The organism is Anaerobiospirillum sp. NML120449 (assembly GCF_023051105.1).
Classification (GTDB): domain Bacteria; phylum Pseudomonadota; class Gammaproteobacteria; order Enterobacterales; family Succinivibrionaceae; genus Anaerobiospirillum.
In genome coordinates, this window is sequence record NZ_JALKIL010000068.1 from 1 (window position 1) to 13,310 (window position 13,310).

Here is a 13,310-nt window from a genome sequence, read left to right on the forward strand (position 1 = left end):
TAAATACAAGCTTGGCTTTACTGATCTTGTGACAGCGTGGTTTGTCAAGGCATCTGACTTCATGAGTCAGAACTCCAGAATAATGAGTGCTTTAGTAGCAACTAACTCAATTTGTCAGGGGCAGCAAGTAAATGCATTATGGGGATTACTCCTTGAAAAAGGAATTTACATAAATTTTGCTTACACCTCATTCCCATGGAGCAATGATGCTTCAGGAAAAGCAATTGTTACATGCATTATCGTTGGTTTCTCATATAACAAGCCTACGAACCCAATGCTGTTCTTGACCAAGCCTAATGACGATAAGGTTTACAGTCAGGAATGTACTCAAATATCTCCTTACCTTACTGATTGCAATGAGCCTGTTATTGTTAAAAGCAGAGGCTCAGCTATATCTAATTCCTTAATACTATCCTATGGAAACATGCCGGCCGATGGTGGCAATCTGATTTTCAGTTTCCACGAAGGCCAGGAGCTACTTTCGAAGCATCCTGAGGCCAGGCCGTTTCTAAAAAAGTTTATAGGCAGCTCTGAGCTGATGAAGGGTGAGTTTAGATACTGTTTATGGCTCAAAGAAGAAGACAGAGATGCATGGTCATCAATACCTGTAATCATGCAGCATGTTGAAGCCTGTGCTAAATGGAGATCTGAACAGAAAACATCTACAGACTCTTACAAGCTGCGCACCTGTCCATGGAGATTCCGGGAGCAAAATACAGCAGATAAAACGCTTGTTATACCTGTTGTTTCATCTGAAAAACGCAAGTACATTCCTATCGACTTTTTAGATAAAGACACTATTGGATGTGCGCAGGTTCATATGCTTCCGAACGCTGCTAACTATGACTTCGGCATTCTTATGTCCCTAATGCACAACGTATGGGCCAAGTTCAGCTCAGGTCGCCTGAAGTCAGACATACGCTACTCAAAAGAGCTGACATTCAACACATTTGTCTGGCCAGATGCGGATCAGGAGCAGCATGCAGAAATTGAGCAGCTTGCCATGAACATCCGAATGATCCGGGTTAATTACGATACGAATATGGGCCTTGGTGAGATGTACAACCCTGACACCATGCCTGAAGATCTCAGACAGGCTCACGAAGCTCTTGATGCTGCTGTTGAGAGGGCATATCGCGATGAGCCTTTCCAGGATGATGAAGAACGACTTGCTTTTCTACTGGACCTTTACTCCAAAGCAGTAGCTGCCGAGGAGAAAAAGGTTTCCAGGAAAACACGTTCTAAAACCAAAAAGGCTGCAGTCAAATAGTCAGCTTTACTGCTGAATTTTATGGCCACGTCAAAATCTATGGCACTGGTAACTGTCTTTGAGCTTGCCAGGAAGACAGTCAGACAGTACGAATTCAAACATATGAGGATTGCTTATGAGTGAGCAGAACAACAGCAACGAAGTAGTTGTGGGCCGTCTGCAGGTACACAATGTTGGAACATACAAGTTTGAGCGCACAGGTGAAAGTTCCCAGTCCAATGACATGGGCATGCGTGAAATGCAGGCCCGTGCCTATGAGAAGCGTGACGCTCAGTATCTGCTCATTCAGGCCCCTCCTGCATGCGGCAAGTCACGTGCTCTGATGTTCCTTGCTCTGGATAAAGTTACTAACCAGGGGCTTTCCAAAGTAATTATATCAGTGCCTCAGATTGCTATCGGCTCAAGCTTCAACGACACCGAACTGACCAGAAACGGATTCTTTGCTGACTGGCATATCGACTCAAAATACAATCTGTGCGCACCTGGCGGTGAGGACAGCAAGGTAGCTGCAGCTCAGAAGTTTATGGAGGATAAGGATGCCAGATTCCTCCTGTGCTCACATGCAACTCTGGTGTACTTCTACCAGAAGATTGAAGACAAGTCTCTGTTTGATAATACCCTTGTCGCTATAGACGAGTTCCACCATGTCTCAGAAGAGGCAGACAACAGACTGGGCAGTGTTATCCACAGTCTGATGACGAAGAGCCAGGCACACATTGTTGCCATGACAGGCTCATATTTCCGAGGTGACAGCATTCCTGTGCTATCCGTCGAAGATGAGCAGAAGTTCGACAAGGTTGTCTACACTTACTACGAGCAGCTCAATGGCTATACCTACCTGAAGTCACTGGGTATTGACTATGCCTTTTATGAAGGCAGCTGGCTTGATGCTATCGAGAAGCTTATCGACTTCAACAGGAAAACCATCATCCATATTCCAAGTGTAAACTCCAAAGAATCCAGTGGTAATAAGCTCAATGAAGTTGGCAGGCTGATCGACTTCTGTGGTGAGCGTCAATCCACAGATCCTGAAACCGGCATCATCACCGTACTTACACAGGACGGAAAAACACTTCGTATTGCTGATCTGGTGTCTGATACAGTAGCAGGCATGCAGGGAGTCACCCTGGCAGCTCTTCGTAAACCTGAGGTTCTTAACACCATTGATATCATCATTGCCCTTGGAATGGCAAAAGAGGGTTTTGACTGGCCACAGTGTGAGTATGCTCTGACCGTTGGCTACCGCTCTTCTCTAACCGAGGTCGTACAGATTATTGGCCGTGCCACACGTGATTTCCCGGGCAAGGAGCATGCTCAGTTCACCAACCTGGTAGCCATGCCGTCTGCAGCTCTTGACGACGTAACAGATGCAGTTAACAGCCTTATCAAGGCAATTACGCTGTCATTGCTTATGGAGCAGGTGTTAGCTCCAAACATACATTTCAAGAAACGAGGAACGGTTGATCCTGTTACCCCTGAAGAAAAGAAGCAGCGTAGGGAACAGCGGATCAAAGATAAGATACGTAGCAGCGGCATTGAAATTGTCATTGATGACGACACTATGTCTGATGATGCCCTCAAAGTGGTAAATGAAGAGTATAGCGATATTGTCGCAAAGGTAATAACCTCATCACCTGTGGTGAAAAAGGCCATAATAAATGGCGGGGATGGTCTGAATAAATCAATTGCGGTAGAGGACGTGTCAAAGGTCATTCGTGACAGCTATCTTGACTTTAGTGATGAAGACATTTATGCCATGTCTGAAGCAATTGTTTCTGAGATGATCCTTAAGACACTTCCTATATTTACTAAGAACGTGCCTGACAATCAGCCACCAGAGCCAGTCCCTGGCCCTGATCCTGATCCTGAGCAGGATCCAGATACGGATTCCGGCTCTGGAAACAAACCGCAGATAAGCATCATAAAAGATGACAATACGGCTTTTGTAAAGATTAAAGACAAGATGATCGACCTTGATGATCTTGACTTCAACATGATTGGAGCTATCAATCCTTTTCAGGGTGCTTATATGTTCATATCCAAGTCTCTTGACCCTAAACTTCTGAAAGCCATGCAATCAGAAGTGCTGATTATGAGAGAAAAGATGACTGAAGAGGCTGCTCTGCAATTATGGCCTCATATCAATGATTTTTCCCAAGAGCACAAACGTGAGCCTGATATTAAATCAAGCAACGATTTTGAGCGTCGCCTTGCTGTGGCTTTGGACTATCTCCGGAAGAAAAGACGTCAGGAAAAAGCAAAAGCTGCCTCACGCAGTAATGCAGATACAGTCGGCCAATAGGCTCTGCTACTGAAAGGATATTTCCCTGTATGAAGCTGAGAAACAAGCTACCAGTCAAAAGGCCTGCATCGCTCCAGGAGCTTTTCAGCAATGATCCTAACGGCCTGCTTGAAGGTGTAGGAAAGGCCAAAATCTCCATGACAGTGAGTGAGAAGCTCTCTGCTAAGCTGGAAAAGATCAAGCAGTTCATCATTGAAAAACAGCGTCTTCCAGATGAGAACAGCGATGATTTTGAAGAGAGGCTGCTCTATTCAAGCTACAGGAGTGTGATTTCCGTACATGCAGCAGCTCAGGATGAGTGCGAAGCGCTTCTTCCTGAAGAGCTGCGTTCTGTTAGAAAGGAATTGCAGAAAAGAAGCACCCTTACCAGAGACGAACTCATTAAAAAGGAGGTCGAGCAACTTCACTCGCGGCTCTTTAATGATATTAACTCTCTTGCAGATGCAGATCCGCTGGGACTGCTCAATGACGATGGTGCTGATGATACATACGTTGTTGAGCACGAGTACTGGCGTGATACTGAGCATTACAAGGCAAGAAAGCTCAACATCAAGGAAGAAGCAGCCCGTGCTACACAGTGTTCAGAGTTCCAGCGCTTTGCTCCTTACTTCGATGAGGTCAAGCGTCTGCTCAAAGAGGGACACTACCAGGGCAGAAAAATTGTTGGCGGCGGTAATGACATCAACATTGAACCGGGCGAGTTCTTTATCATCGATGGCATCATGAGCCTGATTGTAGAGGGCAGTCCCGATGGCATGAAGTCCACAGACAACTCCTCAAACAAGAGGAGGTACCGCGTAAGACAGATCTTCGATAATGGTATGGAAAGCCGCCCTTTCAGCACCTCTATCAAGACCTCTTTCTATACTGGACTCACACCGAGCATGAGACTGGTCCCGACTGATGATGTCGGACGTGAGTTTTTACAGAGGCTGGTCAACGAAGTTGACCCTCTGTTCAATGAGCTTGAGAACAGTAATAAGCCGGATGGATACGTTTACATTCTTGATACGCTGAGCACTGACCCTGTCATTGTTAATTTCAAGACTCACAGTCATCTGATCAAAATTGGCTACACCAGCACGACAGTTGAGGAGCGTATCGCCAACGCAGAAAATGAAAGCACCTACCTGTATGCACCTGTAAAGGTGATGTGCACCATTGCCTGTAAGAACTTTGATGCCCATGCCCTTGAGCAGGCCCTGCATACAGTGCTGGCCCCCATGAGACCGGATATAACCCTCAAGGACAGTAAAGGTAAAACCTACCGTCCAAAAGAGTGGTTTACCGTCAGTGTGGACACTGCCTGCAAGGTGGTTGAACACATCATGGCAAATGACCTTCACAAGTTCTACATAGACAGGCTGCAGGGCAAGCTCAAGCTCAAAAAATAGGTCACAGCTTATCCCTGTACCCACGCGTGCTCAGTGAAACTATTGCTTCTGTGCGCATACTGGAGCACGTCCAGACCCGAGGTAATGCTTTTATCTGACTGTATGTCAGTCCTGCATCTGCCCATTATGAAAGGCCGCTGTCCTCTCGACAGCGGCCTTTCTGTCTTTGAAGCTCTGGAAAGCGGCTGTTTGACAGAACTGGGCTGAGCACAGGAACACGGCTGGCCTACCTCATTAAATAGTAGCTGCAGCTCATTGAGCTTGTTGGGATGTAATGGTGAGCGGTTTAATCCCAAGACCGTCAGTCGGAATGTACTCACGGGATTGGCGCTGGATTGAATCGCTTTTGTGCAATGATGTGCTGGCGGTGAGCTTGCGGTGGGCTGGTATGGGGCGTGGTTGCTGGTCTGGCGGGGCGTTGCTGCTGGCAGCTGTTGTGATAGCTGCGGTGGTGCACTGGCATCATTTGGGGGCAGTGGTTGATGAGCTTTTAAAAGTGTGGCTGATTTTTCACTTATATGGTGCGCCTGGCCTGTGTAAACGGTGCCATGGATTCACAATGATGACTTTGAGGGCAAATCTGGTTATTTATTCCATGTTTTGCAGCTTAGCATGAAAAAATTTTTTCTGCCAAAGAAGAGGGGTTTTTACGGAGTTTTGTGTTTATGTTTGCCGTATTTGCGGGCTTGTTGCAACATTTTGAGCGTACATTGTTGTCCATGAATATGCATACTGCTGATAAAAGAAAGCATAAGAAAAACTAATAGTAATTTGCAGGTCACATCACATTACAGTAATAAAGATGGGATTAAGTTTTGATATAAAGGGGATTTTCGCATTTAAATGCGGTTTTAGCATTTTATAAAATTGTTTTAATAATAGTATTTAATATTAATACCGTCTTAATCGAAATGTGATCTGGGCACACTTTTCGTGTTAGCTAAGGCTATTAGTTAGCCCTAACTAACTCACATACATCGCTGATAAATGCCCTTTTGCAGTGATATATTTTGTACCTGTAGAAATATTAGCCGCATTTTCAGGAACAATTTTTCGGATTCTAGATATCAAATCCCCGGTAAATTTGTGACCTGCATCACACTTTATGAACGACTGCTACGCCATTTTCACTTTCCGATTCATGGCTTTTTACAAGTTCTTTGTCTACTATGAATCCACAAAGAAACACGCCTTGAGTTTTACTGTTCAGTGAACGCAACGGGCAAATAAAACGATGTCTTAATACACAGCAATCTGATTATGGACATACGTTGCCTGTCTTTCCCTTGACTGCAGTAATGGAGTACTTGAGGCCGCAGCACAGGCTGCTGGCTGCAGATCAACGTGCAATTGAATGCATCCTCATAACAGAGATGATGACCATTCACTGCGCCCCGGACCGTGTCGAGCCGGAGGCTTTTGTACTGACCTGCCCCGCCATCACCATGCTGCCCGCTCTCTTAACCTGACCTGCTGCACAGCAGCAACTCAGATCAGGACTGAAAACGGGATTTCTTTTGGATCTTTCCCATTAGTTAACTTGAACGTTAGGATTGTCTGTCAAGCTGGCATGTCCTTAAGTTTTGGGAGAAGACCCGACAGTCTTTGTCACACTGTCATCGCAGCTGATATCACATACTGCAGTTACGGCAGCTGACCACAGGTCAGCAGCAGGTCTCAGGGAAGGGGCCTGAAAGGCCGGCTGCAGCAGTACAGGGCCCTGCAGGGCCTGTTTACTGTCAGGAGTGGTCATCTGCACCGGCCATTACAGCCCGGCTGTCTGCCACACGGCGTCACCGGAGCCCCAATGCATCAGATGGTTCGGAAAAGGTCTTTTCTTATGCACGAGTCATAAACAGTTAGCTAAGGCTAAGAAAAATAAGATTTGATGCATTTTTAAAGGAGCCTACTTTGCTTCAGATTAGATTACATGGCCGTGGCGGTCAGGGCGTAGTCACCGCAGCTGAAATGCTGTCTCTGTCTGCATTCTTTGAGGGCGCTCACGCTCAGGCATTCCCAAGCTTCGGTTCTGAGAGAACCGGCGCTCCGGTTGTTGCCTATGCCCGTATCGACGACAAGGAAATCAGAACCCACGAGCCAATTCTGTGCCCAAATGCCGTTCTGGTTCAGGACCGTACTTTATTAACCGCCTTAGACGTATTCGCCGGCCTTGATGACGATGGCTACGCCATCATCAACACCAAGGAAGCTCCTGAGGACATCGTTCCAGAGCTCGTAAAGCGTCTGCCAGCCGGTCACGTTTACACTGTTCCAGCTACCGACTTCGCCATGCAGAAGATCGGCAAGCCATTACCAGGTGCCCCTATTCTTGCTGCCATGGCTGCTGTAACTGGCATCTTCAAGTTAGAGTCTGTACAGAAGTCTTTCCAGACCCGCTATCCTGGCAAGGTTGGTGATGCCAACGCCGAGACTGCAGCTTTAGCTTACGAATTTATTATGAATGTAAAGAACGGAGGCACAAATGCTTAAGCAAATCGAAGGTTCCCTTGGTATCGCTGAGGCCGTTGCTCTGTGCCGTCCAGGCGCCGTATGTGCCTACCCAATTTCCCCACAGACCCACATCGTAGAGAACGTAGGTAAGCTGGTTAAGGAAGGCAAGCTGCAGGACTGTGAGTTCATCAACTGTGAATCCGAGTTCTCCGCCATGTCCATCTCCATCGGTGCTTCTGCCGGTGGTGTCCGTACCTACACTGCTACCGCTTCCCAGGGTCTGCTGTTCATGGCTGAAGGTGTTTACAATGCCTCCGGTCTGGGTCTGCCAATCGTTATGACCGTAGCATCCCGTGCTATCGGTGCCCCAATTAACATCTGGAACGACCACTCCGACTCCCTGTCCCAGCGTGACTCCGGCTGGCTGCAGTTATTCTGCGAGTCCAACCAGGACGCCGTTGATACCCACATCATGGCATTCAAGATTGCTGAAGAAGTTGGCCTGCCAGTAATGGTATTAATGGACGGTTACGTATTAACCCACGCTTTCGAGCGTCTGGACATGCCTACTCAGGAGCAGATTGACTCCTTCCTGCCTGAGTACCAGCCTACCGAGTACCTCGATCCTAAGGAGCCTATCTCCATGGGCGCCATGGTAGGCCCAGAGGCCTTCACTGAGGTTCGTCTCCTCCAGCAGCGCAAGATGTACAAGGCTCTGCCAGTTATCGAGCGTGTAACCAAGGAATACCGCGCTCTGACCGGCCGCAACTCCGGTGGTCTGGTTGAGTGCTACAACTGCGAAGGCGCTGACGTAAAGATCGTTATGGCCGGTTCCTCCGTAGGTACCGCCAAGGACGAGATCGATCGTCTCAAGGAGCAGGGCTACAAGGTTGGCATCATCTCCTTAAAGGCCTACCGTCCATTCCCTTACGATGCAATGCGTGAGGCTATCGGTGACTGCAAGAACGTTGTAGTTGTCGAGCGTGCCTTCTCCTTCGGTGCCCGTGGCATTATCGGCCCTGAGGTTGAGCGTTCCGTAAAGGGTACCGGTGCAGAGGTTCACTCCGTAATCTGCGGTCTGGGCGGCCGTGCCGTATTAGGCTCAACCGTCAAGCGCATCGCTGACCTCGCTCTGGCTCACGAGCTCAAGGATGAAGTTACCTGGGTTGACGTAGAGCCTAAGGTTCTCAACAACTACTTAAAGGATGTTGAGGGTGTATCCTTCGCTGATGGCAAGCCAATTTCCGACAGCGACATTATCAGCTCCGTCAAGGCCGAAAAGGCATAGTTTGGGAGATCGCAATGATTGACAAGATTCACTTTTATCAGACTGGTTCCAACACTGTAGGTAACCGTCTCTTAAACCCTTCCATGCGTGCCACTCAGGCTGCCATGGATCGTCCAAACTCCCTGACCTCCGGTCACCGTGCCTGCCAGGGCTGTGGTGAAGCTCTGGGTGCCCGTACCGCCCTTGACGCCGCCATGCGCGTAACCAATGGCCAGCTGATGGTATGTAATGCTACCGGCTGTCTGGAAGTATTCTCCACTCCATATCCGGAGTCAGCCTGGCGTCTGCCATGGATCCACTCCCTGTTCGGTAATGCCGCTGCTGTAGGTACCGGTCTGGCCGCTGCTGCCAAGGTCCGTGCCAAGAAGTACGGCGGTAAGGAAGTACGCGTTATCGCCCAGGGCGGTGACGGTGGTACCACCGATATCGGCTTTGGTCCATTATCCGGTATGTTTGAGCGTAACGATGACGTTCTGTACATCTGCTACGACAACCAGGCCTACATGAACACCGGTGTACAGCGTTCCTCCGCTACCCCTCCATCTGCCCGTACCGCCACCACTCAGCTGGTTGGTGCCGAGCCAGGTTCCGACTGGGGCACTGGTAAGAACGTTCCATTAATTGCCATGGCTCACGGTATTCCTTACGTAGCTACTGCTACTGTTGCCGACCTGCGCGACCTTGAGTACAAGGTTGAGAAGGCCATGAGCTACCACGGTGCCCGTTACCTGCAGATCTTCGTTCCATGCCCACTTGGCTGGGGTTCTGCTTCCTCAAGCACCGTTACCGTTGCCCGTCTGGCTGTTGAGACTGGCTTCTACCCTGTATTCGAAGCTGAGTACGGCAAGGTTACCTCCGTACACAAGATCAAGGAGAAGCAGCCAATCATCAACTTCCTGAAGCTCCAGCGCCGTTACGCTCACTTAAGCGGCAAGAAGGCCGATCCTAAGATCCTTGAGCGTCTCGAGATGTTGTGCGAAGAGAACATCCGTCAGTACGACATGCTCGGCGACTCTATCCCAGAGACCGTACCAACTGCCATCCAGGCTTACGAGCGTAAAGAGCTGTTATAAGGAGTTTTTGAGAAATGATGAAGAAACCTTTCGCTACTACCCTTGATCCAGCCTCTTCCTTAAGCAACGAGACCGGTTCCTGGCGTACCCTGCGTCCAGTTAACGTATTCAAGCTGCCACCTTGCAACAAGCAGTGCCCAGCCGGTGAGAACATCCAGCAGTGGCTCTACTACGCATCTGAGGGTGACTACGAGCACGCATGGCGCGTTCTGGTTGAGGACAATCCTCTTCCAGCATGTATGGGCCGTGTCTGTTACCACACCTGTGAAGGCAAGTGTAACCGTGGCTTCCTCGACGAGACCGTAGGTATCAACTCTGTTGAGCGCTTCCTGGGCGACTACGCTCTGTCCCACAACCTGGCTTTCAAGAAGCCAGCCCGTGAGACCGGCAAGCGTGTTCTGGTTATCGGTTCCGGCCCAGCCGGCCTGTCCGCCGCTTACCACCTCCGTCGCTTCGGCCATACCGTTCACATCATGGAAATGGCCAAGAAGGCCGGTGGTATGATGCGCTACGGTATCCCTGTATACCGTCTGCCACGTGACATTCTCGACGCTGAAGTACAGCGTATTCTCGACATGGGCGTAACCATCGAGTACGAGAAGAAGGTTACCGACGTTCTGGCTGAGAAGGCCAACGGCAAGTACGATGCAGTTGTAATGGGCATGGGTGCTTCCCTGTCCACCAACGTAGACATCCCATCTGGTGACACCACCCACATCATGACCGCTCTGGACGTTCTGGAGAAGGTTTCCAGCGAGGGTGACATCCAGATCGGCCGTAAGGTAGCCGTATACGGTGGTGGTAACACCGCTGTTGACGTAGCCCGTTCCCTCCGTCGTTTAGGTGCTGAGCCAATCATCGTTTACCGTCGTAACCGTGACAAGATGCCAGCCAACGAGGAAGAAATGGATGGCGCTATCGAGGAAGGTATTAATGTTAAGTGGTTATCCACCATTGATTCCGCCTCCAAGGAAGGTCTGAAGATCGAGAAGATGAAGCTCGACGAGAATGGCTACCCACAGCCATCCGGCGAGTACGAGGAGCTGGCTGCCGATTCCGTAGTTCTGGCTATCGGTCAGAACGTTGACCTCTCCATCCTCAAGAATGTACCAGGCCTCGAGTTACAGAAGGACGCTGTTACCGTTGATAACAACACCTTCATGACCACCTATGAGGGTCTGTTCGCCGCCGGCGATATGGTTCCAGGTGATCGTACCGTAACTGCCGCTATTGGTATGGGCAAGCACGCTGCCCGTGGCATCAACGGCTGGTTAAACGGCCGCGCCTACACCCGTCCTGAGAAGCATGCTGACGCCCGCTTCGAGGACATGCACCCATACTACTACACCGACGCTCCTAAGAAGGTTCGTCCTCAGCTCGAGCTGGCCCGTCGTACCTCCACCTTCGACGAAGTTCAGCACGGTCTTACCGAGGAGAACGCCGTATTCGAAGCACGTCGTTGCCTGTCCTGCGGTAACTGCATGGAGTGTGACAACTGCTACGGCGTATGCCCAGACAACGCTATCATCAAGCTGGGCCCAGGCAAGCACTATGAGTTCAACTACGACTACTGCAAGGGTTGCGGTGTCTGTGCTCAGGAGTGCCCTTGCGGTCACATCGACATGGTCCCAGAGAAGATCTAATCTTCTTTCCGCCATGGCAGCTGCCTGATTCAGGCAGCGCGGCAGCAGCCCCGGCTGTTGCCGCTGCCGCCGCCGGGTTCAGGCCCGGCTGCAGCGGAACCATACCAGATTCTAATCTGAGAGCGAGGGCTTCAAGCCCTTCCACACAAGCGGGCCTGCGCCCGCTTTTTTCATTCCCAAAATCCCATCCTGGCCCTCCCCTCCACTCAACCCACACATCGACACCTGCAAATCTGCAATTCCGACCTTTCTCAGCCCTCAAAAGCAAAGCCAGGCCCATCAGGCCATCCGGACTTCAGAGCCCTCCTTTCCTGAACTATACCCCGTAACCCGATCCGCCGCTCATGGTTCCTGCCTGGTTCCAGGCTTCAACATATATCCCGTCTCAGCCCTTAAAGCATTTCCTGCTCACCAGAGCACGTCCTGCAAAGCACGGCTGCATACCCATACCCATGCCTATGCCTATGCCTGAAGAGCATCTGAGCATATGCAGCTCCATCGGCAAACAATGCCGCAGCAGCGCCAATGGTTTCTGCCAATGCAGATGCCCCGGCACCGGCAACCATCGCAGCCGCTGCCGCACCTGCAGCGCACCAGCCCTACTCAGCCACACCCCCAAAATCACCTGCCCTGCTCACTTATGCCGTTTATAAGCCATTGCAATCGTTTGTCATCATTCACGGCTTAACAAGGTCTCCCAAAAGCTTACTTGAGCTGTTTCAGGCCGCAAATTCGTTGAAATGATGCAGAAACGGGCACATTTTGAGCATTCAGGCAGCTGCAAACGTTTGCCATGCCAGCTGCTGCAGCCTGATTCATCATCGTATCGGTATGAGCAGGTATGCGTCTGTATGATCTGGTAATTGCCCGGCTCTGCTTTGCTGTACTGCGCACTGCACTGTAGTGCCTTGTATCAGGATCATTCATGAGCTGCTGGATGGGCTGTTAAAACAGGTCAGCTCCGTCTTCCTGGTTGGGGGATGGGATAAGAGCTGTTATTTGATGATGGTTCTGAGCATTTCGGATTATTTCACCTCGACTCATAGAGCGCGCCAGTCTGCACTGCTATCCATGCTCGCCCATACTTGCTATGCTCACCATGCCCACCCGTTCATACGGATCATCCTGCTCAACCAGTTGAGCTCATATCTGCCAGCAACACCGAAAGGTCAGCTCTTGACTGGCCGGCTTAACAAGAAGTACCGTAGCCAGGCGCCACAAAGACGAGCAGCGCAGAGTAAGACTGTATAGAACCTGCCTCAAAGGAGACGGACTGGCCATGAGGCAAGACATCGCATTCTCTGTTACCAGACATCTGGTCTTGTGACCACAGCAAGAAGTTGCAGCTGCAGCCACCCGCTGGCCGATGCCGGGGCTGAATAGACCTGAATGCTGGTCTGGCTGCTCATTCATGCAGCCCCTCAATGTCCAGCAAGAGAGAGATGCTGCTGAGAGGCGGTGCCACTTTTAAGGTGATTCTGTTTGAGAGGATATGGCGGACTCTCTGCCCTCAACTGCAGAAACTGAGGCTCAGGCGAAGCAGCGTCTGTGAAAGTACTCAGGACGGGGTGCCGGCTTAGTGCAGCGGCATCAGCGCAAACAGGCATTTTTGGAGTTCAGAGCTGTGGGGTCAGGACACGGGCCCGGAGTTGATGCATAATGAGCCTGTTATTTGTCAGAGCAGTTGGGAGAGAGAGCTATGGCCACATGGAGCGGTATCAGAAGCAAGCTTGAAAATGAGTGCCTGTGTCCGGCACTGAGGCAGGGCATACGCATGATACGTGCTAAGCGGCTTTTCTAAGCTCTAAAGCGGCAGCAATTATGCCTACTGCATTTAGCAGCTGAGCATCGTCAGCCAGACGCACAACGAGCCTTTTTATTGAGCTGTC

Annotated in this window: 7 protein-coding genes; all 7 read left to right on the forward strand. The window is 50.2% G+C overall.

Going from position 1 to position 13,310, the window contains the following annotated elements; all coding sequences use genetic code 11:
- Positions 1 to 1,270, forward strand: a 1,270-nt coding sequence (locus MXE41_RS12495) for a type IIL restriction-modification enzyme MmeI (RefSeq protein WP_348647441.1), incomplete at its 5' end; no start/stop codon positions are given.
- 115 nt (positions 1,271 to 1,385) lie between these two features.
- Positions 1,386 to 3,572 carry a DEAD/DEAH box helicase gene (locus MXE41_RS12500; protein ID WP_247100763.1) on the forward strand — a complete coding sequence of 729 codons (2,187 nt, stop codon included), beginning with the start codon at positions 1,386 to 1,388 and terminating at the stop codon, positions 3,570 to 3,572.
- Positions 3,573 to 3,601: 29 nt separating this feature from the next.
- Entirely contained in the window at positions 3,602 to 4,966 is a 1,365-nt protein-coding gene (locus tag MXE41_RS12505) for a GIY-YIG nuclease family protein (protein WP_247100765.1), read from the forward strand.
- 1,911 nt (positions 4,967 to 6,877) lie between these two features.
- A complete protein-coding gene (locus tag MXE41_RS12510; RefSeq protein ID WP_247100767.1) occupies positions 6,878 to 7,456 on the forward strand; it encodes a 2-oxoacid:acceptor oxidoreductase family protein in 579 nt (192 codons plus the stop codon).
- Positions 7,449 to 8,705: a transketolase C-terminal domain-containing protein gene (locus MXE41_RS12515; protein ID WP_246977866.1), complete on the forward strand. Its 1,257-nt coding sequence runs from the start codon at positions 7,449 to 7,451 to the stop codon at positions 8,703 to 8,705. The genes MXE41_RS12510 and MXE41_RS12515 overlap by 8 nt, the downstream gene beginning before the upstream one ends.
- A gap of 14 nt (positions 8,706 to 8,719) precedes the next feature.
- Complete coding sequence (locus MXE41_RS12520) at positions 8,720 to 9,778, forward strand: thiamine pyrophosphate-dependent enzyme (protein WP_247100769.1); 1,059 nt, start codon at positions 8,720 to 8,722, stop codon at positions 9,776 to 9,778.
- Positions 9,779 to 9,792: 14 nt separating this feature from the next.
- Complete coding sequence (locus MXE41_RS12525; protein WP_246977864.1) at positions 9,793 to 11,421, forward strand: NAD(P)-binding protein; 1,629 nt, start codon at positions 9,793 to 9,795, stop codon at positions 11,419 to 11,421.
- Positions 11,422 to 13,310: the final 1,889 nt, after the last annotated feature.